The organism is Kineococcus endophyticus (assembly GCF_040796495.1).
GTDB lineage: Bacteria > Actinomycetota > Actinomycetes > Actinomycetales > Kineococcaceae > Kineococcus > Kineococcus endophyticus.
Genome location: NZ_JBFNQN010000006.1, coordinates 118,567 through 141,884, shown reverse-complemented (window position 1 = coordinate 141,884; position 23,318 = coordinate 118,567). Strand labels below are relative to the sequence as shown.

Below are 23,318 nucleotides of genomic sequence, written 5' to 3'. Positions count from 1 at the left end.
CTAGATCAGTAGTTTCTAGACCTGGCGTCCCTGCAACGATGGAAGTTCCTGGGAACGTCACCAGAGCACGACGGAGAGTTCTCTGCTAGAAACTCCGACACGCCGAGGTGGCGAGTGTTTCCCGTCACTCCAGGCCGCGCTCAGCGCGAGAGCAGGACCGCGACCTCGACGTGCGGGGTGTGGGGGAACATGTCGAGGACCCGCGCCCGCACCGGCCGCAGCGAGGGCATCTCGCGCAGGTCCGCGGCGAGCGTCTCGGGGTTGCAGCTGGAGTAGACGACGTGCCGGACGCCGGAGCGCTCCAGCCACCCCGCCAGCTCCGGGCCGATGCCCCGGCGGGGCGGGTTGACGACGACGAGGTCCGGCACGTCCGTCGCCGCGAGCGCGAAGGCCGTCGCGTCGCCCGCGGCGAACTCGACACCCGGCAGGTCGCGGGCGGCCAGGCGCGCGCTCTCGACGGCCTCGGCGCTCACCTCGATGCCGACGACGCGCCGCCCGGGGGCGGCGCAGTGCAGGGCGAAACCGCCGACGCCGCAGTAGAGGTCCCACACGGACGCCGGGGCCACCTCGTCCACCCACTGCCGGACCTGGGCGTAGAGGGCCGTCGCGACGTCGGTGTTCGTCTGGAAGAAGCTGCGCGGACGCAGGTCGAGCTCCACCGCGCCCAGCGGCATGGGCAGGGTCGTCCGCTCGGTCAGCGCGACCTCCACCTCGCCCTCGAGGACGGCCTTGTGCTCGGGCAGGAGGTTCGCCGTGACGACCGCGATGCCCGGCGCCTCCCGCAGGAGGCGGGGCAGGTGCTCGCGCAGGCGCGGCAGGGCGCGGTCGGAGCGCAGGACGAACCGCACCATGAGCTCGCCTGCGGGCGATTCGGTGACGAGGACGTGCTTGAGCTCGCCGCGTCGGCGGGGCACGTCGTAGGGGGTGAGGCCGGCCCGCGTCACGAAGCGCGCCACGTGGGGCAGAGCCGCCCGGATGCCCTCGGCCACGACGGGGCACGAGCGCAGGTCGACGCCGCGACCGCCGGCGTCGAGGATGCCCAGGGTGGGGTGCTCGACCGTGCCACCCACGACCATCTTCGCCTTGTTGCGGTAGCCGACCTCACGGCTGCGCACCGTCGGCAGCCACTGCAGCCCGGGACGCTCCCCCAGGAGCTCGGCGCAGCGTTCCTCCTTGCCGCGCACCTGGTCGGCGTAGGGCAGCTCGATCAGGGTGCAGGAGCGGCAGGCGTGGGCGTCGAAGTACGAGCACTGCATGGCTCCCCCATCCTCTCAGAGGTCCCGGGCGCAGCAGATGGACAGCGAGGAGCCGACGTAGGGGCCGAATGCCTCGATCCGCTCGTAGCCCTCGCGCAGGTAGAACCGGAGGGCCTCCGGCTGCGCCGTGCCGGTCTCCAGCAGCATCCGGCGCACCCCGCGGGACCGGGCCGCGTCCTCCAGCGCCCGCAGGACGGCGGTGGCCACGCCGCTGCCGCGCGACCCGGGGTCGACGTACATCCGCTTCACCTCGGCCTCGCCCTCGGCGAGGGGACGCAGCCCGCCGCACGCCACGGCCCGGCCGGGGCCGTCGCGGGCCACGAGGAAGACGGGGACGTCGTCCGCGGTGGGAGCGGTGCCCGGTTCGTGGTCGTCGCTGCCGTAGCGGGCGTCGAGCTCGGCCCGCTGGGCCGCCCGCAGACGGGTGCCGTCCGGCGCGTCCCACGGCTCGGCCTGCACGGTGAACTGCTGTTCCGTCACGTCCGTTACCGTAACGCTCGTCACGAACAGGTCGTCCAGGAGGTCCCGTGCCCCGTCGCCGCGACGTTGACGCCCAGCGCCGCACGCTGTCGACGGCGGTCTGGGCGGTGCTGGCCCGCGAGGGGCTGCCCGGCCTGACCCTGCGCGCCGTCGCGGTCGAGGCGGGGTGCACGACCGGTCTGGTGCTGCACACCTTCACCGACAAGCGCGCCCTGCTGCGCCACGCACGCGACCTGCTGCACGAGCGGACGGGGGTCCGCGCCGACGCCGCGGCGGGCGGCGCCCAGAACCCCACGACGGCGTTGCGGGACGTGCTGCGCCAGGCCCTGTCGCTCACCGACGGCAAGCGCGAGGAGGCTCGGGTGTGGGTGGGTTTCCTCGCCGCCGCCCTCCCCGACGAGGACCTGCGGGCCGTGCACGTCGCCCACAACCGCTCGTTCGTCGAACGCGTCGCGGACCTCGTCGGCGCCTGTCGTCCGGACCTGGCCCCGGCGGCCCGCCGGAACGCGGCCGTGACCCTCGTCGCGCAGGTCGAGGGCCTCAACGCCCTCGCGGCCGCCGACCCGGAGACCTACACGCCGCACCGGCAGCGCACCGCGCTCGACCGGGTCCTCGCGACGCTGCTGCCGCCCGCCGGGTGAGCCGGCCGGCTCACTCCAGCCAGACGCGGCCCTGGAAACCACCGCGCTCGGCGCGCTTGGCCGCCGCGCGCCGGACGACCTCGTCGATCGTCGTGCCGCAGACCCCGGCGACGGCCAGGAGCACCTCGTAGACGTCCGCGGCCTCGGCGAGCCGTTCCTCCACCGTGGTGGCGGCGCGCAGTTCGCCGGCCTCCTCGACGACCTTCTCGAGCACGGCGTCGACGAACTCGTCCCCGCCCAGCACCCGCACGACGGGTTCCTCCCCGTTCGCGCGGATCACGTCCGGTATGCGGTCGCGCACCAGTTTCCCCACGCGGTCTTCCTACCGCAGCCGCCGCACCGGCGGCTGGTCAGGGTCGCGAACCCGCCGGCCGCGGCCTGCTGAACAGGTACCCCTGGGCCAGGTCGCAGCCGAGCGAGAGCAGGACGTCCCGCTGCTCGTCGGTCTCCACGCCCTCGGCCACGCAGACCAGTCCCATCGACCGGGCCAGGTGCACGCAGGCGCCGACGATGGCGCGGTCGGGTGCGCTGTCCACGACACCCGACACGAACGACCGGTCGATCTTCAGCTCGTGCACCGGGAACCGCTGCAGGTACGTCAAGCTCGCGTACCCCGTGCCGAAGTCGTCCACGGCGATCTGCATGCCCAGCCCCGCCAGCACCTGCAGGGTGGACAGCGCGGTCTCCGGGTCGACCATCAACGCGGTCTCGGTGATCTCCAGCACCACCTGCGACGCCGGGACGCCGTGGCGGGCCAGGGCACTGGTCACCAGCAGCACCAGGTCCGGGTCGGCGAGCTGCCGGGTCGAGATGTTGACGCTCACCTGCACGCCGACGCCGGCGGCGTTCCAGGCGGCGGTCTGGGCCACCGCGGAGTCCAGGACCCACGCCCCCAGCTCGCGGATCAGGCCGGACGCCTCGGCGACCTCGATGAACTCGCCCGGTCCCAGCAGACCGCGCTCGGGGTGCTGCCACCGGACCAGGGCCTCCACCCCTGTGGTCGCACCGCCGGCGAGCCGGACCCGGGGTTGGTAGTGCAGCCGGAACTCCCCCTGGGCCAGCGCGGTCCGCAGCTCCTGCAGCAGACGCAGGCGGTCGGCGGCGCCGTCGGCGGCGTGCGGGTCGTGGACGGCCAGCCCACCCCGGCCGCTGTCCTTCACGGAGTACATCGCCGTGTCGGCCCGCCGCAGCAGCGCGTCGGCCACCGCCGCGCAGGCAGGTCCTCCGGCGCCGCCGTCCACGGTGCACGCCCACACGTCGCCCGGGACGTCGGCGAAGGCGATGCCCGCGCTGGCCGAGGGGACGACCTCGATGCCGGCGATGACGACCGGCGCCGCGAGTTCGGCCAGCAGCCTGCGGCCCAACGCCTCGGCCTCGTCCGCTCCGCGGAGGACCTCGGCGACGACGAACTCGTCCCCGGCGAACCGGGCCAGGACCGCGTCCGGGCGCAGGGCGGCCCGCAGTCGTCCGCCCAGGACGCGCAGGAGTTCGTCACCGCCGGCGTGCCCGACGCTGTCGTTGACGGCCTTGAACCCGTCGAGGTCGAGGAAGAGCACGGCCAGCCGGCCCGTCGGGTCCGCGCCGTCCGCCGTCAGGCCCGTGAGGGAGGCGGCGAGGGCGGCGTGCAAGCCCGTGCGGTTGAGCAGACCCGTGACCGGGTCGTGGTGGACGAGGTGCTGCAGGTGCGCCTCCGCGGCGGCGCGCTGCGCCTCCAAGGCCTCCGCGGCCCGCTTCGACGTCAGCAGCTCCTGCTCGTAGCGCCGGCGTTCGCGCGCGCCGAAGAGCGCGACCAGGACCGTCGGACCGTCCGGGCCGGTGACGCTCATGGCGCTGAGGAAGGCCGCGTGCCGGGTGCCACCGGTCCCGACCACCTGGACCGAGATCTCCTCGACGCGACCGGACGTGGAGAGCTTCGGCAACCCGTGCGTCGTCCACACGATGCGGTCTCCGACCGGCAGCAGGCGCGCGAACGGCGTGCCGACGACGTCCTTGCGCGACAGCCCGGTCCACGACGTGAACGTCCGGTTCGCGTCCAGCACGAGGCCCGCGTCGCCGTCGAGGACGAGGTGGGCGCACGGGGAGTCCTGCCACCAGTCCGCCGCGATCGGTCCGGCGACGGCCTCGGCGGGTGGCACGACGACGGTCACGGCCGGGCCAGGTGTCCGGCGAGGTGGGCGCGGACCGCGGTGGCCGTCTGCAGCGGGGCGCTGATGTGGGGGCAGTGGCCGGTCGCGTCCAGCGCCACGAGGTGCCCGTGCGGCAGCGCGGCCGCCACGGCCGCCCCGACCGCCTCCGGGGCCAGCGCGTCGTGCCGGGTCTGCAGCACGAGCGTGGGGAGCTGCACCCGCGGCAGGACGTCCCGGGCGTCGCTGAGGAAGATCGCCCGCGCGAAGGCCGCCGCCGCGTCGGGGTGGGTGCCCAGGAAGCTCTCGGTGAGCTCGGCTCCCAGGTCAGGGTCCTGGGGGTTTCCCATGACGACCGGCGCCATCGCGGCGGACCACGCGTAGTAGTTGCTGTCGAGGGATTCGAGGAGCTCGTGGATGTCCTCCAGCGAGAAACCCCCGGTCCACCCCGTCTCCGGCTCGTCGACGTACCGGGGCGAGGGTGCCACCAGGGAGAGCGACGCGAAGCGGTCGGGCTGGGCGGCCGCGGCCAGCAGCGAGACCACCCCGCTGACCGAGTGCGCCACGACGTTGACGTCCTGCAGGTCCAGCGCCGCGCACACCTCGAGCAGGTCCTGGGCGTACCCCGTCAGCGTGCCGTGGCGCACCGGGTCGAAGTCCGCCATGCGCGTCGAGCCGGACCCGGCGTAGTCGAAGAGGACGACGCGGTGGTCGGCGAAGTGGGGGAGCAACCGCTGCCAGGCGCTCTGCCCGGCGCCGAAACCGTGGGCCAGCAGGAGCACCGGTCCGTCGGGATCACCGGCCTCGGTCACACAGTGCCGGGTGAGCACCGAGGACGGCTCGGGAACGCCGAGGACGGGGGTCGGCAGCCCGCACCGCTGGACCCCGCCCCGACTGGGGCAGGGTGACGCGGCGACGGAACCGGTGGTGGGGTGCATGAGGGTCCTCACGGTGAATGCAGACGGGGTGGTCATCGGCGCGGGCGGCGCCGGCCCTGATCCTCCGGACGGGCGATGTCGCACGAGCTCAGGTGAGGACGGTGCGGGTCGTCGCCTCCTGCTCGGCGAGGACGGTCCCGATGAGCGCCTGGGTGTGGTTGATCTCCTCGACGGCCGCGTGGATCCCGGCGAGCGACGTGACGACGGCCTGGACCCGGTCCTGGATCGTCGCGACCTTGTGGCTCACGTCGTCGGTGGCCCGTTCGGTCTGCGAGGACAGTTCCTTGACCTCGCCCGCGACGACGGCGAAACCCTTCCCCGCCTCCCCCGCCCGCGCGGCCTCGATCGTGGCGTTGAGGGCGAGCAGCTTCGTCTGGGCGGCGATCGACTGGATGGCCCGCACGACGTCGTCGATCTCGTTGCTGGCCTCGCCGAGGGCGGCCACCTGTCCGTTCGCCTCCTGCGCCAGGGCCTCACCCTGCGCGGCGACCCCGGCGGCCGACGTCACGTTCCGCTCGACCTCGGCGATGGAGGACAGCAGTTCTCCGCCCGCCTCCCGCAACCGGGTCCCGGCGGTCAGCCGCTCCATGGCCTGCCCCACGAGGAAGGCGGTGTTGCGCAGCGCACTCTCCCGGCTCGCGGACATGATGAGCGTCCGGGTGGCGAAGAAGTCCATCGTGCCGATCAGCCGGCCCCCGACGACGACGGGCAGGCAGACGCCGGACTTCACCCCCGCCCGCTGCGCCGCAGGCGCCCGGACGCAGTCCGTCATCTCGCCCAGGTCCTCGACGAACACGAGGTCCTGCTTCGCCCACGTGCGCCCGGACAGGCCGACCCCCTTGGCGAAGGACGCCGACAGGGTGACGCGGCGGAACTCCTCGCCCGCGGTCCCCGACTCGAGTTCGAACCGCAGGACCTGCGCCTGCTCGTCGAGACGCCAGAACGACCCGTACTGCCAGTCGAAGTCGCGGCGGACGACGTCGAGCGCGGTGCGCAGGACGAGTTCCTCGTCCGAGGCCGTGGTGAGTTCCCGGATGACGGTCGACACGGCGTCGACGTCCTGAGCGGCCTTCTCCTGGCGCACGACCTCGTGGGCGCGTTCCAGGGCGCTGGAGACGAGCACGCCGACGGCGCGCAACGCGTCCAACCTCCCCTGGGACGGCGCCAGCACCTCCGTCGTGAAGAAGTCCATGGTGCCGACGACCCGGCCGCGGTCGACGATCGGGAAGCACACGCCCGACTTCACCCCGGCCCGCTGGGCCGCGGGTGCCCGGACGCAGTCGGTGACCTCGGCCAGGTCAGGCACGAAGACGAGGTCGCGGGAACGCCACGCCCGGCCGGACAACCCGACCCCCTCGGCGAAGGAGGCTTCCAGGGTCACCTGGCGGAACTCGGCCCCGGCGTCGCCCGACTCCTGGGCGAACCGCAACACCCCGCGGCCACCCTCCGCCGCCGGGTCGAGCGCCCAGAACGACCCGTAGGCCCAGCCGAACCGCTCCCGGACCGTGTCGAGGGCGATCCGCACCGCCTCCTGCGGGGACCGCACCGACGCCAGGGCCCGCACCACCTCGGTCATGGCGGCGACGTCGGCCTCGCTGGCGACGAGCCGTTCGGTCGTGCTGGCGAGGGCCGCGCTCGTGGTCTTGCCGAACATGTCGCTCCTGAGCTGGGGGAACCCGTCCGCGGGCCCCGACGTGGAACTTCGGTGATCTCCTCCGGCGTCATCGACCTCCTCGCCGGAAGGTTGAGACCGGGACGGAACGGTCACCCGATCAGCGGTTGCTTCTAGGTCGATCTAGAGATCTAGACATTCTGGTGGTTGCTTTACGGGCCTCAGGTCCCCCTGCGCCCCAACCGATGTGCTGGCAGAACCCCACCTGAGGAGCCCGAGCCATGGACACCGCACCACCCTTCGCCACGAGTTCCACCGACCGCCGCACCGAGGCCTGGACTCGGCTGCAGACGGGCAACGCCCACTGGGTCGCCGGGACGACGGGAGACCACTCGGGGCGCAGCCCGCAGGGCCGGGCCGACCTCGTGGCGGGGCAGACGCCGTTCGCCGCCGTCCTGTCGTGCGCGGACTCGCGGGTCCCCGCAGAACTCGTCTTCGACCAGGGCCCGGGCGACCTCTTCGTCGTCCGCACCGCGGGTCACGCCCTCGACGACACCGTGCTGGGATCGCTGGAGTACGCGGTGAGCGTCCTCGGCGTCGACCTCGTCCTCGTCATGGGCCACGGGGGGTGCGGTGCCGTCGCCGCCGCGGCGCAGACCCTGGCCGGGGGAACGGCCCCCCGGCGGCCACGTCCGCACCGTCGTCGAGCGTCTCAGCCTGCACGTCTCCGCCGCGCACCACGCCGGGCGGACCGACCCGACCGAGGTCTCGGAGTGGCACGCGGCCGCCACCGCGGACCTCCTGCAGCAGCGCTCGACGCTGCTGCGCGAAGCCGTGTTCGAAGGCTGCGTCGGCGTGCTGTCCACCGTGTACGAACTGGCCACCGGCCGCGTGCAGCCGACGCGGGTCCGCCACGAGCGCGGTCCCGGCGTCAGCGACGTGCAGCAACCCCTGACCCACCGGTGACGACCCGGTTCCGACCTGCGCGCTTGGCCTCGTAGAGCCGGTGGTCGGCCGCCGACAGGAGCGCGCTGAAGGTCGTGTGGCCCTCGCGCACCCCGGCGACTCCGATGCTCACGGTCACGGGTGCCCCCGGGCACAGGTCGGACCAGTCGCGTTCGGCCACCGCGGCACGCAGCGACTCCGCCACCCGCTCGGCCTCCTCCGCCGAGCCCGTGAAGGCGACGACGAACTCCTCGCCCCCCAGCCGGCCGGCGAACGCACCGGCCCGTTTCCCGCTGCGGCGCAGGACGTCCGCGAACTGCTGCAGCACGGCGTCGCCCACCTCGTGGGAGAACGTGTCGTTGATGGCCTTGAAGTGGTCGACGTCGAGCAGGAACACCGACAGGTCGGCGGCGGGACCGTCGGCCAGCAGGCCCTCCAGGTGGACCTGCGCCGCGCGACGGTTCGGCAACCCCGTGAGGACGTCGGTGTGCGCGAGCAGCTTGTAGTGGTCGCGGTCGCGCCGGGCGGCGCGGGCGTCGTACTCCGCCTGGGCCAGGAGCACCCGGGTCGCGTCCTGGACGGCCAGGAGCGCACGGCGTGCCTCGTCGTGGCGCAGCTGAGCGCGGTAGGCCGCCTCCCACTGACCCCGGTCCGCGACGAGCGCGGCCTGCAGCGCCTCGACGTCCGCGAGCAGGCCGGGCAGTTCCCGGGCCGCGGCGAGGTCACGGGCGCGGGCGAGTTCGCGATCGGCGTCGTCGGTCCGCCCGAGGGTGCGCAGCACCGAGCACAGGGTGAGGAGCACGAGGACGAGGTGGTCGGCCTGGGTGGTCGTCCGGTCCGCGGTCCCCACGGCCTCCCGGACGGTGCGCAGGGCGTCGTCGGGACGGCCGTCGGCCAGTTCGACGCAGGCGATGGTGTCGAGGTCGGCCTGCCGCAGCGCGATCCCGTGCCGCGCGGACAGGTGGCGCAACTGCGCCACCAGCGCGAGCGCACCGGGCACGTCCCCGTCCAGCAACAGCCACCAGGCGCGGTTGTTCGCGGTGAACAGCTCCCACCGCTTGTCCTGCTCGGCGCGGGCGAGCCGGTCCAGCTCGACGAAGACGTCGCTGCGGGAGAGCGCCGCGTCGTTCAGGACGACCGTCAGCGCCAGGAGGTGCTCGGCACGCAGCCACCCGGGAGCGGACTCCGGCAGCGTCTCGACGCTCAGCAGGCCGTGGCGTCGGGCCTCGACGACGTTCCCGGCGAGCAGGTGCAGCACGAACTGGAGGAAGTGCACCCGGGCCAGCAGTTCCGCGTCCTGGTGGAGGCGAGCCGTCTCGCCGGCCGAGACCACCAGGTCGAGCGCTTCCCGGCTGCGGCCCGCGGCCTGCAGGACGTCCGCCACGACGAGCTGGGCGCGGGCCCGCAGCACGTCGCAGCCCGCGTCCGCGGCGGCGCGTTCGAGAGCGCGGGCCTCGTGGTCCTGCCCGAACAGGCCGAACCCGCGGTCCCGCTCGAGGGTGTGCAGGCGGGCCAGCAGGTCGGCGTGCTCGTCCGCGTCGTGGTGTGCCGACAACCGCCTGCTCCTCTCCACGCGCGCTGCGTCCCCGTCGCCGGCGTCCGTCGTCGGCACCAGGACATCGACCTCGGCGCTCCCGGTCTTGAGCATGCCCCCTCGGAGGGCGGACCGCCGCCGATCCGCCTAGCGTGGCCCGCACCGCCAGCCACGAGCCGGGAGACGCCCGTGACGACGACGCACCCCACACCCACCACGATGCAGACCGACGACGTCCGCCAGGACCTCGCCGACCGCTACCCGCCCATCGCCGACCACGCCCTCGTCGGGGACGGCGAGACCGCGGCGCTCGTGGGTCTGGACGCCCGCGTCGCCTGGGCCTGCCTGCCGCGCTTCGACTCCCCCGCGGTCTTCGCCTCCCTGCTCGACGCCGACCGCGGTGGGCGCTGGGACCTGCCCGTCCGGGACCTGCGCAGCAGCCGCCAGCACTACCTGCCCGGGTCGGCCGTCCTCGTCACCGAGCTCACGACGGGCACCGGCACCCTGCGCGTCACGGACGCGTTGCTCCTGGACGGCGCGCTGCAGCCGCGGACGTCGTCGGCGACCGGCGCCCTCGGCCGGCTGCTGGAGGTGGTGCACGGGACGGTGGACGTCCGCAGCGAGCTGCGCGGACGCGACGGCGCGACCGTCGAGGGTTCCGCCGTCCCCCTGCCCGGCGGCGGCGACCGCGCCCTGCACCTCTCGTCCTCCCGGGACACGGACCGGGGGCACGTGCTCGGCGCGGGCGACCGGTGGGCGCTCACGCTGTCCTGGACGGACGAACCGCTGGACCTCGACCCCGACACCCTGGCGGAGGCGCTGCAGCGCACCGACACCGCCTGGCGGGACTGGAGCGCGGGCGTCCGGTTCGACGGCGCGCACGCCGACCTCGTCCTGCGCAGCGCCATCACGCTGAAGCTCTGCGACCACCACGCCAGCGGCGCGGTCGTCGCGGCCCCGACGTCGTCCCTGCCCGAGGCCGTCGGGGGTGAACGGAACTGGGACTACCGGTTCACCTGGGTCCGCGACGCCGCCTACACGGTGTACGCGCTGCGGCGCATCGGGATGGTCGAGGAATCGGACGCGTTCCTCGACTGGGTGCTCGACGCCGCCACGCGGGAGGACGCCCGGCCCGACGTGCTCTACACGCTCGACGGGACGTTCCCGCAGGACGAGGTCGAGGACGAGGAGTTCGAGGGGTACCGGGGCTCGGGTCCCGTCCGCTGGGGCAACGGGGCGAGCGGGCAGCTGCAGCACGACGTCTACGGCGAGATCCTCGACTGCGCCTACCAGCACGTCCGCCACGGCGGAACCCTGACCGACGCGCGGTGGGACCGCCTCGAGCACCTCGGCCGGCTCGCCGAACGCCACCACCTCACGCCCGACCAGGGGATCTGGGAGATCCGCGACGCGGGCCGCCCGTTCACCTACTCAGTGGCGATGTGCCAGGTCGCGTTCGACCGGCTCGCGCGGCTGGCCGAACTCAGCGGACGCGCGGACCGTGCAGCGCACTGGCGTGCGCTCGCCGACGACGTGCGGGCCGACCTCGTGGACCGGGCGTGGAGCGAGGAGGACGGCTGCTTCACCGAGCACCTCGACCAGCCGGGAACGCTCGACGCGAGCCTGCTGGCGTTGCCGCTGCGCCGCGTCGTCGACGCGGCCGACCCGCGGATGGTCGCGACCGTGGACGCCGTGGCGCGCAAGCTCTCCCCCGGCGGAGGACTGCTGTACCGCTACCTGCACGCCGACTCCCCCGACGGCCTGGAGGGCAACGAGGGGGCGTTCGTGCTGTGCTCGTTCTGGTGGGTCGACAACCTGGTGCAGAGCGGACGCGTGCAGGAGGCGCGGGAACTGTTCGAGAGCCTGGCGGCGCGCGTCAACCACGTGGGCTTGCTCGCCGAACAGGTGGACCCGACGACGGGTGAGTTCCTCGGGAACTTCCCGCAGGCGTTCAGCCACATCGGGTTGATCTCCTCCGCGGTGCTGCTGGCCCGCGCCGAGGCCGACGGGCTCTGACGAGCCCCGGTCCTGCGGCGGTCAGCCCCGCTGCAGGGCCGGGTACGTCGCGCTCAGCCGGTCCCGCCCGTCGCCCCGCACCCGCGAGCGCAGGGTTCCCGTCTTCACCGAGGGGTCGTACAGGCCCCGGTCGACGAGGGCCGGCACGGCGAGCTCGGCGAAGTCCTCCAACGTCCCGGGGCTGAGCAGCGGGTTGAGGACGTAGCCGTCGAGCCCTGCGGCGGCGGCGTGCTCGCCCATCGCGTCGGCCACCTGGTCGGGAGTTCCGACGAAGAACAAGTCGCCACCGCGGGCGACGGACGTGAACCGCCGCCGCACCTCGCCGGCGGTCAGCGGCGGGGAACCCGGCCCGGCCTTCAGCACGTAGCTGGACAAGCCGTTCGTGACGGTGCTCAGGGGTTCGTCGTCGGCGTAGCGGGAGATGTCGATGCCGGTGTCGCCGGAGTAGGAGACGAGCTGGGCACGCAACCGGTAGGTGCTCTGGAGGTCGTCGTACTTGGCCTGCGCCTCGTCCTCGGTGCGACCCACCACGACACGCGCCAGGGCGAGGGCGCGCAGGTCGTCGTCCGCTCGGCCGAGGGCCGCGGCACGGCTGCGGACGTCGGCCAGGCCGGCGGCGATCTTCGTCGGGTCCGCCTGCGGCAGCAGCAGTACCTCGCCGTGCCGGGCCCCGAACTCCCGGCCGCGCGGCGACCACCCGGCCTGGAACAGCAGCGGGGTGCGCTGCGGGGAGGGGGACGTGAGCGCCGGGCCGTGCACGCGGAAGTGCTCCCCGTCGTGCGCGAGGGGGCGGACCGATCCGGGCCGGGCCCACGTCGCGCCGGCCTTGTCGGCCACCACGGCGTCGTCGGCCCACGAGCTCTCCCACAACTGGTGGGTGACCTCGAGGAACTCGTCCGCGCGGCCGTACCGGTCGGCGTGGGCGAGCTGGCGGTCCAACCCGAAGCTGCGAGCGGCGCTCTCCAGGTAGCTGGTCACCACGTTCCACCCGATGCGGCCACCGGTGAGGTGGTCGAGCGTCGCGAAGCGGCGGGCCAGGGAGAACGGGTGCTCGTAGGTGGTGGACGCCGTGACGACGAACGCGAGGTCGCGCGCGGTCTCGGCCAGTGCGGGGACGTAGGCGAAGGGGTCGTTCGCGGGAACCTCGACCGCCTCGCCGACGGCGGCGTCCAGCGACCCCTCGTAGCTGTCGTACAACCCCAGGACGTCGGCGAGGAACAGGGCGTGCAACCCCGCCTGTTCGGCGGTGGTGGCGACGTGGCGCCACCGGTCGAGGCTGTTGACGCCGACACGGTCGTCCGCGGGGTGGGTCCACAACCCGGGGGCACCACCGCAGCCGACGCTGGCCTGTTCGTAGAGGGCGACGACGAGGGGCCTGTTCGTGCTCACGCCGCAACCCTGCCAGAGGCGCCAGAACCCCGGCGCAACCGGTGCACGAGGTAGCAGGCGGCGGTGAACACGACCCCGATGACCGTGGCCAGCCGCTGGGACCCGTCGAACAGGGACGCCACCACGGAGACCGCGCAGGCCACGAGGACGAACACCGGTGCGAACGGGAAGAAGCGCGAGTGGTAGGGCAACGTGGCCGGATCCGTCCCGGCAGCGCGCAGACGGCGGCGCTGCACGAACTGCGCCAGAGCGATCACCGCCCACACCGCCACGACGGCGAAACCCGCGACCGACACCAGCACCACGTAGACGGTTCCCGCCGCGACGTACGAACTGACGAGCGACACGAGGCCCCCGGCCAGGCTCACCGCCACCGCGAGCACCGGGATGCCCCGACGGTCGGTGCGGGCGAACGCCGGCGGCAGGTCCCCGGTGAGCGCGAGCGACCGCAGCAGGCGGGAACAGGCGTACAGCCCGGAGACCCCGGCGGACATGAGTGCCGTGATGATGACGACGGCGATGACGTCGGCCGCGTACGGGATGCCCGAGGCGGCGAACACCGTGACGAACGGACTGGTCTCCACGGACTCGTCGGCGCTGCCGAGTTGCGCGTACGGGACCAGCGCGGCCATGACGACGATCGCGCCGATGAAGAACACGACCAGCCGCACCATCGTCGTGCGGACGGCCTGCGGCACGACGCGGGCCGGGTCGTCGGTCTCGCCGGCCGCGATGGCGATGAGTTCGGTGCCCGAGAAGGCGTAGAACACCGCGAGCACGGCCACGAGGACCCCGCCGATCCCGGCGGGCAGCAGTCCGTCCGGAGTGACGAAGTTCGACAGCAGGGGTGCCGGGGCGTCCGACCGGCTGATCCCCACGATCGCCAGGGCCCCGACGACGATGAAGACGACGACGGCGGTCACCTTGACGGCGGCGAGCAGGCTCTCGGTGTCCCCGTACAAGCGCACCGGCGCGAGGTTCACCGCCAGCAGCACCGCGGCGAACACCGCGCACCACAACCAGACCGGCACGGCGGGGAACCACCGCTGCATGAGCAGGCCCGACGCCGTCAGTTCCGAACCGATCGCGGCCACCCAGCACAGCCAGTACAGCCAGGCCGTCGTGAAACCCGTCGCCGGACCGAGGATGCGGTGGGCGTAGACGTGGAACCCGCCGGACTCGGGCATCTGCACGGCCAGCTCACCGAGGCACGTCATGAGCTGCCAGGCCACGACCGCGCCGATCGCGTAGGCGATGACGGCTCCCAGTGGCCCGGCCTGGTAGATCGTGTAACCGGAGGAGATGAACAACCCGGAACCGATGACGCCCCCCAGGGCGATCATCACCAGGTGGCGGGACCGCAGGCCCCGTCGCAGCTCGGCGGTCCCCGGCTGCGCCTGCAGGGGGACGGGGGTGTCGGCCATGGTTCTCCTCACGCGTCCGCTCTTGCCGCGCGCTCCGCGCGGCCGGGTCTTCACCTGGAGCACCCCACGCGGAGGAGGGTTGCTGGGCAGCCGGCCAGGGCCCGAGGCTGCCGCTCGTGACCGGCCACGGATCCTAGGGAGAGCGCGACGGGAGCGTCAAAGGGGCTCGTTGCCGGAACGGGTCACACCAGGTTCTCCCCCTGCAGCAGCAGTTCCACCGCCGCCGGGGGCAGGCGCGGGACGTGCAGGCGGAGGAACTGGTGGTCCGCCCCGCCCCGGCGGAACCAGCCGAGGCCGGACTCCGCGTGCCCCCAGCGCTGCACACCGACCCGGCGACCTCGGACCCGGACGGTCGTGTGCCCGCCGGCGGGGTCCATGAGGCTCGTCCGGTCCTCCGGTGCGCCGCTGGGTGCGGCGCCGGGTCCCGGCCGAGCCCAGACGTGCAGGACCGTCGCGTCCCGTTCGGCGGAACGGGGCAGGACGACCTCGTGGATGCTCGTCCCGGCCGGCACCCAGCAGAGCACCACCTCGAACCCCTCGTCCCCCTCCTCCCCGCGGCTGAAGCACCAGCACCGCTGCCCCGCCGCGACGAGGGGCGGGAGTTCGGGCAGCGGCCCGCCGAGCCACGCCTCGACCTCGGCCGGGGTCCGGGCCCGCAGTTCCACGGAGATCGGAGTCCTGGACCACATCCCGAGACCCCCACCGCGCATCGCGCCCGGAGCCCGCAACCGCGACAGCAGGTCCGCCACCGGACCGGTCAACGGCAGGCCCACCGCGGGTGCCGGGTGCGCGGCGGCCCAGGCGACCGCCTCCTCCTCGGCGACCCGCTCCGGCCAGAGGGCCAGTTCCGGCTGCTCCCAGTCCGTGTCGAGGTCCACCTCGGGCCAGGGGACGATCGCCGGCACGGAGAGGAAGCCCGACCTCCCCGAGTCCCGTCCGTCGGGCAGTCGCCACTCGTGCTCGACGTGGTGCGCCGCGGTGGCGGCCTCGACCGCCGACAGGACGAACCGCGTCCGCTCGCGGTCGAGACTGTCCAGCAGCGCGCGGAGCGCGACGGCAGGACCGTCCGCGAGCGACGCCGCGATCCGCAGGACGCGGTCGTCCAGGGCCGGTCGGTGGTGGTCCCACCCGGCGTCCAGCGCCCCGCCGTGCTCCAGGGCCGCGACGGCGTCCGCCCACCGCACCACGGCGCGCGGACGCAGCTCGGGGTCCCGGCCGGACGGCGGACCGACCGCGATGAAACCCGCCGCGTCGAGCACGGGCAGCCAGCCGCCGCACCGGGCCAGCAGGTCCACGGCCGCCTGGTGGCCTCCCCCGCGTTCGCTCGTCGCCAGCCGGAGGGTCGCCGCCAACTCCTCCGGCGCCAGGCCCGTGGGGGATGCGAACTCGTGCTCGTCCTCGTCCACGTCCCCATCGTCCTCCAGCAGGCCCACGCGGTTCCGTCGAACCGGCGGCGAGGATCATCCGGGGCACCAGAGGGGCCGCACCCTGCTGCTCGTGGGACGACGACATCCTGTCATCACGCATGTCCGTGTGAACTTCACGTTGCGGCCTGTTGCCAATGGGGCGGAGGGCTGGTTGACTCCCCCTCACCCGGTCGCACGGACGCGACCACCGGTCCCGGAGCGGAGCCACGTGAGCAGTCTCGACCGTCGCCACGTGATCGCCGAACGCGTCCGCGCGCAGGGGTCCGTGCGCATCGACGCGCTCGCCGAGGAGTTCGGCGTGAGCGCCATGACCATCCACCGCGACCTGGACCACCTCCACAGCCGCGGGGTGCTGCGCAAGGTGCGCTCGGGGGCCGAGGCCCGGCCGAGCGAGGCGTTCGAGCACCACCACGCCTACCGCGCCGACCTCAACGTGCCGCAGAAGCGAGCCATCGCCGCCGCGGCCCTGCGGTGGGCGGCGGACCGCGGAGCGCTGCAGGCCGTGGCCCTGGACGACAGCACGACGGCGCTGCACCTCGTCCCCGCCCTCAAGGAGCGCGGGCCCCTCACGGTGGTGTCGAACTTCCTGCCCGTCCTCACCGCCTTCGCCACCGAACCGGAGGTCCGGCTCACGGCGGTGGGCGGGGAGTTCGTCCCCGAGTTCGCCTCCTTCGGCGGTTCCAGCGCCGTCGCCGCGCTGGCCGACCTGCACTACGACGTCGTGTTCATGTCCGTCACGGCCGTGTCCGACGGCGCCTGCTTCCACCCGTCCCGCGCCACGGCGGACCTCAAGCGCGCCTTCCTGCGCAGCGCGGAACTGCGGGTCCTGCTGGCCGACCACACGAAGTTCACGCGCCGCGCCGTGCACCGCATCGGGAACCTCGCGGAGTTCGACGTCGTCGTCGTCGACGCCGAGACCGATCCCGCCGACGTCGACGCCGTGCGCGCTGCGGGCGTCGAACTCGTCGTCGCCGAGGAGGCGCACCCGTGAACACCTCCCCCGTCGTCGCCGTCATCGCCGTCGACTGCTCGACGACCGCCGTCAAGGCCCTCGTCACCGCCTCCGACGGCGCTGTGCTGGCCTCGGCCTCCTCCCCGCTCCAGACGCGTTCGCCCGCCCCCGGCCGCGCCGAGCAGGACGCGCGGTCGTGGTGGACGGCACTGGACGAGGCCGTCCGCGCTGCGCTGCAGTCGCTCCCGGACCGCGGTGTCGTCCGCGCGCTGTGCATCAGCCACCAGCGGGAGTCGTTCGTGTGCCTCGACGAGGCCGGCGAACCACTCGCCCCGGCCATGCTCTGGCTCGACGGGCGAGCGGCCGAGCAGGTGGCGCGCGACGGCAGCGAGCACGTCGAACGGCTCTGCGGGAAACCCGCCGACATCACCCCCGGCCTGTACAAGCTGGCCTGGTTGCGCGACCACGCCCCCGACGTCCTCGACCGGGCGCACCACGTCGTCGACGTCCAGGGCTACCTCGTGCAGCGGCTCACGGGTCGCTGGGTGACGAGCACGGCGTCGATGGACCCGCTCGCGCTGCTGGACGTGGAGACGAAGGACTACCACCCCGACCTCCTGCGCATCGCCGGGGTGCGCCGCGACCAGCTGCCGGACCTCGCTCCCGTCGGCGCGGACCTCGGGGAACTCCTGCCCGTCGTGCGGCAGGCGTGGGGCCTCGCCGCGGGGACCGTGGTCGTCGCGGGCCTCGGCGACGGCCAGGCCGCCGGCCTCGGTGTCGGTGTCACGGAACCCGGTGACGCCTACCTCGTCATGGGCACGGCCGTCGTCATCGGCGCCCAGCACGAGGAGTACCGGCCCTCCCGCGCCTACCGGACGATGGTGTCCGCGTTCGCGGGGCAGCGGACGCTGGAGACGTTCTCCTCCTCGGGGACGTTCCTGTCCACCTGGTTCCGCAGGGAGTTCGGCGAGGCCGGAGCGGACGGCCGCCCGGACCCCGAACTGGAGGCCGCGGCCGCCGCCGTCCCGGTGGGTTCGGAGGGTCTGCTGACGCTGCCGCACTGGAACGCGACGCAGACCCCGCACTGGGACGCCCTGTCCTCCGGCGCCGTCCTCGGCTGGCGCGGGTTCCACACGCGCGCGCACATGTACCGGTCGCTGCTGGAGGGCATCGCGTTCGAGCTGCGCACGCAGCTCGACGGTCTGGAGGAGGCGACGGGTCGCCCCGTGCGGTCGATCCGCGCGATCGGCGGCGGCATGCGCAGCCCCCTGTGGGGCCAAATCCTCGCCGACGTCCTCGGCCGGCGCCTGCACAAGCGGGCCGACGGCGAGATCAGCGCCCTCGGCGCGGCCGTCGTCGCCCTCACCACCCTCGGCGAGCACCCGGACCTCGCGACCGCCTCGCACGCCCTCACCAGCTTCGAGGACGTCGTGGAACCCCTGCCGGAGAACGTGCAGCGCTACGAAGCCCTCCTGCCGCTCTACAAGTCCCTGTACCCGACGCTGCGCGACGTCCTGCACGCGCTGCACGTCTGACCCTCACCGTCCACCCAGAGGAGACCCAGTGCGAGCCGCCATCTTCCACGGCCCCGGCGACCTGCGGATGGAGGACGTCCCCGACCCCGAACCCGGCCCGGGCGAGGTGCTCGTCGACGTCCGCGCCGCCGCCACCTGCGGCACGGACCTGAAGTCCTACCGGCGCGGTCACCCCAAGCTGTTCCCCGTCCTGCCCTCGCGGTTCGGCCACGAGTTCGCGGGCGTCGTGCGCGCCGTCGGCGACGGTGTCACCGGGTTCTCCCCCGGCCAGCGCGTCGTCGCGGCGAACACCGCCCCGTGCGGGCACTGCTGGGCCTGCACGCGCGGACGGCTCAGCCTCTGCGAGAACCTGGAGTTCCTCAACGGCGCCTTCGCCGAGCAGGTCGTGATCCCCGCGGCCATCGTGGCGCGCAACACCTACGTCATGCCCGACAGCCTGTCCTTCGAGGCGGCGGCCCCGCTGGAACCCCTCGCGACCGTCGTCCACGGCATCGACGAGTCCGGGATCTCCCTCGGGGACACCGTCGTCGTCCACGGCGCGGGGCCCATCGGGTTGATGTTCACCCGCCTCGCCACGTTGCGCGGGGCGAGCGTCGTCTCCGTCGACCAGACGCCGTGGCGGCTGGAACAGGCCCGGGCCGCCGGCGCCGTCGAGACGATCGACCTCAGCGACCTGCCGGATCCGGACTCCCGCGTCGCGGCGATCAAGGCTCGCACTCCCGGCGGGCGCGGCGCGGACGTCTCGATCGAGGCGGTCGGGCTGCCCGCCGTGTGGGAGCAGGCCGTCCGCACCCTGCGCCCGGGCGGGACCGCGGTGCTCTTCGGCGGAACCCCCAAGGGAGCGCCGTTCTCGGTGGACTCCTCGGCGATGCACTACGAGGAGTACACGCTCAAGGGCGTGTTCCACCACACCCCCGACTACGTCCGCACGGCCGTGGAACTCCTCAGCACCGGCAAGGTCGACGGCACCATGCTCGTGACCGAGGTGCGGCCGCTGGAGGCGCTCGTGGACAGCCTCGAGGACATGGCCGCGGGCCGCGGCTCCAAGTTCATCCTGCAGCCGGGGATGCAGCCGTGAACCGGCCCCTGGACGACCTCGCGCCCGTGCGGCAGCAGGTCGCGGACACCTGCAAGGCGCTCGCCCGCGACGGCCTCGTCGTCGGTACGGCCGGGAACGTGTCGGTGCGCGTCGGCGACCTCGTCGTGATCTCCCCCAGCGGGCTGGACTACGAGGCCATGACGGGGGCCGACGTCGGCGTGCACCGCATGGACGGCGAACCCGTCGACGCCCCGCTGAAACCCTCCAGCGAACTCCCCCTGCACCTGGCCGTGTACGAGAGTTCCGCCCACACGGCCGTGGTGCACACGCACGCCCCGGCGTCGACCGCTCTCTCCACCCTGGTCGACGAGGTGCCCGCGTCGCACTACTACACGGCCCTGTTCGGCGGCGGGATCCGCGTCGCCCCGTACGCCACGTTCGGTTCCGACGACCTCGCCACGGGTGTCGCCGATGCCCTGCGGGACAGGACCGCGGCGCTCATGGGGAACCACGGGGCGGTCGTCGTCGGGAACGACCTGGCGAAGACGCTGAGCCTGGTGGCCTACCTGGAGTACGTGTGCGACGTGCAGCTGCGGGCCATGGCCACCGGGCTGCCGGTCCGGACGCTGGCCGCGGACGAGATCGCCCGCGTCGCCGAGGGACTGGCGGGCTACGGCCAGTCGCGTCGGAGCCCGAGCCGCTGACGCAGGTCGGGCAGGACGTCCTGGAGGGACGCGTCGAGGCGGACAGCCGCCTTCTCGTCCCCCCGGGTCGGACCGGCCGTCACGATCGCCACGGGCTGGTCGTGCTTGGCCGCGTGCAGCACGAACCGGTAGCCCGACATGACCGCGAGGGAGGACCCCAGCACGAGCAGGGACCGAGAGGCGTCGAGCAGGTCGAAGCACCGCTCGACGCGGTCCTTCGGCACCGTCTCACCGAAGAACACGACGTCGGCCTTGAGCGCGTCCTGGCCGCACCGGCGGCAGGGCACCGTCGCGAAACCCTCGAGCTGGGCGTCGGTGAGGTCGGCGTCGCCGTCGGGGTTGAGCGCCTGGAACTCCTCGACCCGGGCGGTGAACCCCGGGTTGGCGGCGGTCAGGCGGTCGGCGAGCTCGGCCCGGTCGGTGACCTCGCCGCAGTGCAGGCAGACGACGCGGTCGAGGTTGCCGTGCAGTTCGACGACCTCGCGCGTGCCGGCCGCGAGGTCGAGTCCGTCGACGTTCTGGGTGATGACCCCCGTCACCAGGCCGGCCCGCTCCAGCGCGGCCACGGTCCGGTGCGCGTCGTTCGGCAGCGCCCGGCGGAAGTGCTCCCACCCGACGTGGCTGCGACCCCAGTAGCGGCGGCGGTTCTCGGCCGACCCGGTGAACTGCTGGTAGGTCATGGGCGTGTGCCGCTGCAGGGAGCCGTTCGGGCCGCGGTAGTCGGGGATCCCCGATCCGGTCGACATGCCCGCGCCCTCGAGCACGCAGACTCCGCCCGCACCGACCAGGTCGGCGAGTTCCTCGATCACGCCCCCATGCTGCCCGCCGGGGTCCGACCCCGCAGGCCCAGGGCCGCCAGGACCGCGGCCACGGCGGCGAGGGCCGTGACGACGCCGACCACGACGACCCAGCCGCCGCCGGAGAAGGCGAAGCCCGCGAGCCAGCCGACGACGCTGGAGCCCGCGTAGTAGGCGAACGTGTAGAGCGCCGAGGCCTGCGCCCGCACGCCCGGCTCGGCGCGTGCCCCGACCCATCCGCTGGCGACGGCGTGCGCGGCGAAGAAACCGGCCGTGAGCAGCACCAGCCCGACCACGACGAGCGCGAGCTGCGCCGACACCGTCAACAGGCAGCCCGCCGCGAACACCGCCACGGACCCCAGCAGCACCCGCAGCCGGCCGTGCGCAGCCAGGCGCCCGGCGACCGAGGAGCTCAGCGTGCCGGCGAGGTAGACGACGAACAGCAGCCCGACGACGGTCTGGGACAGGGAGAACGGCGCCTGCAGGAGCCGGAACCCGAGGTAGTTGTAGACCGTGACGAACCCGCCCATGAGGAGCAGCGCCTGCGCGTAGAGGACGAGCAGCGCGGGGTCGGACAGCGCGCGTCGCAACCGGTCCCGCAGCGGCGGGCCGGTCACGCGGCGGTGCCGGACGAAACCCCGCGACCGCGGGACGAGGAGGCAGAACACGGCCGTCGCGGAGATCCCGACGAGGGCGACGGCGGCCACGCCCCACCGCCAGCCGAACAGGTCCGCGACGCCGGAGGACACGATCCGGCCGGTGAGCCCGCCGACGGAGTTCCCCGAGACGTAGGCCCCGGCGGCGAGCGCGACCTCGCGGGCGTGGACCTCCTCGGCGAGGTAGGCCATGGCGACGGCGGGCAGCCCGCCGAGCGCGGCGCCCTGCAGGGCCCGCAGGACGAGCAGCGGGCCGAGCGAGGCGGCCAGCGGGACGGCGAGGCCGAGCAGGCTGGCCAGGACGACCGAGGCGACCATCGCGGGGACCCGCCCGACGCGGTCGGCGACGGCGCTCCAGCCGACGACCGAGACGGCGAGCGCCCCGGTCGCGACGGACACTCCGAGGGCGGCCTCGGAGGCGCCGAGGTGCAGACCGTCCGCGAGCGCCGGCAGCACGGACTGCACCGAGTAGAGCTGGGCGAAGGTGGCGACCCCGGCGGCGAACAGCGCGACGACGATCCGTCGGTAGCCGGGGGTGCCGCGTTCGTGCCCCAGCCAGGGCGGGGTGCCGGTGCGGGCGTCGAGACTCACCCCTCGACGGTAGGAACGGTCGACCCATGCGTCCAATGCCTCGATCGGGCCTGAATCATGCACACTTCACGGGTGGACCAGGTGGAGGCTCTGGCGGGGCCGTGGCGGGTGCTCGCGGCCGTCGGCGAGACCCGGCACGTCACCCGGGCGGCGGAGGTGCTGGGGTTGCAGCAGCCGACGGTGAGTCGCGCGCTGGCCCGGGTGCAGCGGGCGGTCGGGGTGCCCCTCGTGGTGCCGGACGGCCGGGGCATCCGCCTGACGGCCGCGGGGCGGGCGCTGGCGGACGTGGCCGGGCGGGCGCTGGCCGAGCTGGACCGCGGGGTGCGGACCGTCCGCGACGACGACGCCGTCGACACCGGCCGCGTCTCGCTCGGGTTCCTGCACACGCTGGGCGCGGCCGCCGTCCCCGGGCTCGTCCGGGCGTTCCGGCAGGAGCACCCCGGCGTGCGGTTCCAGCTCCACCAGGGGGCGGCGGGCGGCGTCCTGGACCAGCTGACCGCCGGGGAGGTCGACCTCGTCCTCACCTCCCCCGTCCCGGACCGCCCGGGCCTGCGCAGCGATCCGCTCGTCGAGCAGCCCCTGGTCGTGGGGTTCCCGGAGGACCACCCGCTCGCCGTCGCGGGTCCCGTCGACCTCGCGGCCGTCGCGGACGAGGAGTTCGTGCTGTTCGAACCCGGGTACGGGCTGCGCGAGGCCGCCGAGGTGCTCTTCGCCCACCACGGCGTCGTCCCCCGCGTGGCGTTCGAGGGGCAGGACAGCCACACCCTGCGCGGCCTGGTGGCCGCGGGTCTCGGCGTGGCCCTGCTGCCGGCGGCGCAGCGCGGCACGTCCGAGGCGTTCGCCGGGGTCGTGGAACGACCGCTCACCGGCCCGGCCTCCACCCGCGTGCTGGGACTGGTCCGGCGCGACGAGGAGCTCCCGCGGGTGGCGGCGGCGTTCCGCGAGGTGGTCCTGGCGCGGCGGGACCTGTTGCTTCCCTGACCCGGGCCGGGTCTCACCGAAACGCTCCCTGACCGAACGGGCAGCCGTATGCTCGTTCGTGCAGGGCGGCGGCGCGTCGTACCTCCCCCCGTGGCGACGCGCCACCGCCCCCTCAGTCCGCACGAGTGAGCACCCCCTGGAACCGGGGGGACGGGGAAGACCGTCGAGGTGCCTCCGGAGGTCACCGTCGGGAGCGCGCCGTCCGGGTCCCGCGGACCGGTCGTGGTCCCGTTCCGCCGGGCGCGCTGACGGCCGGCTGCGTGTCGGGCGGCGTCGGG

General features: G+C 74.0%; 20 protein-coding genes, 1 pseudogene and 1 riboswitch. Of the genes and pseudogenes, 9 read left to right on the top strand and 12 right to left on the bottom strand.

Annotation, left to right across the window (positions count from 1 at the left end):
* Positions 1–140 precede the first annotated feature (140 nt).
* Both rlmC and AB1207_RS10040 read right to left on the bottom strand, forming a co-directional pair.
* A complete protein-coding gene (rlmC, locus tag AB1207_RS10045) occupies positions 141–1,256 on the bottom strand; it encodes a 23S rRNA (uracil(747)-C(5))-methyltransferase RlmC (RefSeq protein ID WP_367638005.1) in 1,116 nt (371 codons plus the stop codon).
* A 15-nt stretch (positions 1,257–1,271) separates the two neighbouring features.
* Entirely contained in the window at positions 1,272–1,736 is a 465-nt protein-coding gene (locus tag AB1207_RS10040) for a GNAT family N-acetyltransferase (protein ID WP_367638004.1), read from the bottom strand.
* Positions 1,737–1,783: 47 nt separating this feature from the next.
* Between AB1207_RS10040 and AB1207_RS10035 the strand changes: the two genes are divergently transcribed.
* Positions 1,784–2,377 (top strand): TetR/AcrR family transcriptional regulator, encoded by a 594-nt coding sequence (locus AB1207_RS10035; RefSeq protein ID WP_367638003.1) that lies wholly within the window; start codon positions 1,784–1,786, stop codon positions 2,375–2,377.
* A 10-nt stretch (positions 2,378–2,387) separates the two neighbouring features.
* On the opposite strand, the gene AB1207_RS10030 is transcribed toward AB1207_RS10035, so the two are convergent.
* The 4 genes from AB1207_RS10030 to AB1207_RS10015 all read right to left on the bottom strand — a co-directional run bounded on the left by AB1207_RS10030 (position 2,388) and on the right by AB1207_RS10015 (position 7,092).
* On the bottom strand, positions 2,388–2,690 hold the full coding sequence (locus tag AB1207_RS10030) for a nucleoside triphosphate pyrophosphohydrolase (RefSeq protein WP_367638002.1): 303 nt from the start codon (positions 2,688–2,690) through the stop codon (positions 2,388–2,390).
* Positions 2,691–2,727: 37 nt separating this feature from the next.
* A complete protein-coding gene (locus AB1207_RS10025) occupies positions 2,728–4,524 on the bottom strand; it encodes a putative bifunctional diguanylate cyclase/phosphodiesterase (RefSeq protein WP_367638001.1) in 1,797 nt (598 codons plus the stop codon).
* Positions 4,521–5,312, bottom strand: a complete 792-nt coding sequence (locus AB1207_RS10020) for an alpha/beta fold hydrolase (RefSeq protein WP_367638000.1) — start codon at positions 5,310–5,312, stop codon at positions 4,521–4,523. Before AB1207_RS10020 ends, AB1207_RS10025 begins: the two co-directional genes overlap by 4 nt.
* A 214-nt stretch (positions 5,313–5,526) precedes the next feature.
* Positions 5,527–7,092 (bottom strand): GAF domain-containing protein, encoded by a 1,566-nt coding sequence (locus tag AB1207_RS10015; RefSeq protein ID WP_367637999.1) that lies wholly within the window; start codon positions 7,090–7,092, stop codon positions 5,527–5,529.
* Between the two features lie 239 nt (positions 7,093–7,331).
* Between AB1207_RS10015 and AB1207_RS10010 the strand changes: the two are divergent.
* Both AB1207_RS10010 and AB1207_RS10005 read left to right on the top strand, forming a co-directional pair.
* A pseudogene (locus AB1207_RS10010) lies at positions 7,332–7,646 on the top strand (carbonic anhydrase); the annotation flags it as partial.
* Positions 7,647–7,683: 37 nt separating this feature from the next.
* Positions 7,684–8,016 carry a hypothetical protein gene (locus tag AB1207_RS10005; protein ID WP_367638270.1) on the top strand — a complete coding sequence of 111 codons (333 nt, stop codon included), beginning with the start codon at positions 7,684–7,686 and terminating at the stop codon, positions 8,014–8,016.
* On the opposite strand, the gene AB1207_RS10000 is transcribed toward AB1207_RS10005, so the two are convergent.
* A complete protein-coding gene (locus AB1207_RS10000; RefSeq protein ID WP_367637998.1) occupies positions 7,982–9,643 on the bottom strand; it encodes a GGDEF domain-containing protein in 1,662 nt (553 codons plus the stop codon). The two genes, AB1207_RS10005 and AB1207_RS10000, sit on opposite strands and share 35 nt — an antisense overlap.
* Before the next feature lie 105 nt (positions 9,644–9,748).
* On the opposite strand from AB1207_RS10000, the gene AB1207_RS09995 reads away from it, so the two are divergent.
* Positions 9,749–11,545, top strand: a complete 1,797-nt coding sequence (locus tag AB1207_RS09995) for a glycoside hydrolase family 15 protein (protein WP_367638246.1) — start codon at positions 9,749–9,751, stop codon at positions 11,543–11,545.
* Between the two features lie 21 nt (positions 11,546–11,566).
* On the opposite strand, the gene AB1207_RS09990 is transcribed toward AB1207_RS09995, so the two are convergent.
* The 3 genes from AB1207_RS09990 to AB1207_RS09980 form a co-directional block, all read right to left on the bottom strand.
* On the bottom strand, positions 11,567–12,934 hold the full coding sequence (locus tag AB1207_RS09990; protein ID WP_367637996.1) for an NtaA/DmoA family FMN-dependent monooxygenase: 1,368 nt from the start codon (positions 12,932–12,934) through the stop codon (positions 11,567–11,569).
* A complete protein-coding gene (locus AB1207_RS09985; RefSeq protein ID WP_367637995.1) occupies positions 12,931–14,358 on the bottom strand; it encodes an amino acid permease in 1,428 nt (475 codons plus the stop codon). The genes AB1207_RS09990 and AB1207_RS09985 overlap by 4 nt, the downstream gene beginning before the upstream one ends.
* A 13-nt stretch (positions 14,359–14,371) precedes the next feature.
* Positions 14,372–14,480, bottom strand: a riboswitch (SAM riboswitch).
* Between the two features lie 60 nt (positions 14,481–14,540).
* Positions 14,541–15,764, bottom strand: coding sequence for a hypothetical protein (locus tag AB1207_RS09980; RefSeq protein WP_367637994.1), 1,224 nt, complete (start codon positions 15,762–15,764; stop codon positions 14,541–14,543).
* 229 nt (positions 15,765–15,993) lie between these two features.
* Between AB1207_RS09980 and AB1207_RS09975 the strand changes: the two genes are divergently transcribed.
* From AB1207_RS09975 to AB1207_RS09960, 4 genes are read left to right on the top strand one after another with little or no spacing between them, the layout of a single operon-like run.
* Positions 15,994–16,776 (top strand): DeoR/GlpR family DNA-binding transcription regulator, encoded by a 783-nt coding sequence (locus AB1207_RS09975; protein ID WP_367637993.1) that lies wholly within the window; start codon positions 15,994–15,996, stop codon positions 16,774–16,776.
* Positions 16,773–18,272 (top strand): xylulokinase, encoded by a 1,500-nt coding sequence (locus AB1207_RS09970; protein WP_367637992.1) that lies wholly within the window; start codon positions 16,773–16,775, stop codon positions 18,270–18,272. The genes AB1207_RS09975 and AB1207_RS09970 overlap by 4 nt, the downstream gene beginning before the upstream one ends.
* Before the next feature lie 28 nt (positions 18,273–18,300).
* Positions 18,301–19,350 carry a zinc-dependent alcohol dehydrogenase gene (locus AB1207_RS09965; protein ID WP_367637990.1) on the top strand — a complete coding sequence of 350 codons (1,050 nt, stop codon included), beginning with the start codon at positions 18,301–18,303 and terminating at the stop codon, positions 19,348–19,350.
* Positions 19,347–20,015: a class II aldolase/adducin family protein gene (locus AB1207_RS09960; protein WP_367637988.1), complete on the top strand. Its 669-nt coding sequence runs from the start codon at positions 19,347–19,349 to the stop codon at positions 20,013–20,015. Before AB1207_RS09965 ends, AB1207_RS09960 begins: the two co-directional genes overlap by 4 nt.
* Here AB1207_RS09960 and AB1207_RS09955 read toward each other — a convergent pair.
* Both AB1207_RS09955 and AB1207_RS09950 read right to left on the bottom strand, forming a co-directional pair.
* Positions 19,982–20,824 carry a Sir2 family NAD-dependent protein deacetylase gene (locus AB1207_RS09955; protein WP_367637986.1) on the bottom strand — a complete coding sequence of 281 codons (843 nt, stop codon included), beginning with the start codon at positions 20,822–20,824 and terminating at the stop codon, positions 19,982–19,984. The genes AB1207_RS09960 and AB1207_RS09955 overlap by 34 nt on opposite strands.
* Entirely contained in the window at positions 20,821–22,059 is a 1,239-nt protein-coding gene (locus tag AB1207_RS09950; protein ID WP_367637984.1) for an MFS transporter, read from the bottom strand. Before AB1207_RS09950 ends, AB1207_RS09955 begins: the two co-directional genes overlap by 4 nt.
* A gap of 72 nt (positions 22,060–22,131) precedes the next feature.
* Between AB1207_RS09950 and AB1207_RS09945 the strand changes: the two genes are divergently transcribed.
* Positions 22,132–23,040, top strand: a complete 909-nt coding sequence (locus tag AB1207_RS09945) for a LysR substrate-binding domain-containing protein (RefSeq protein WP_367637982.1) — start codon at positions 22,132–22,134, stop codon at positions 23,038–23,040.
* Positions 23,041–23,318: the final 278 nt, after the last annotated feature.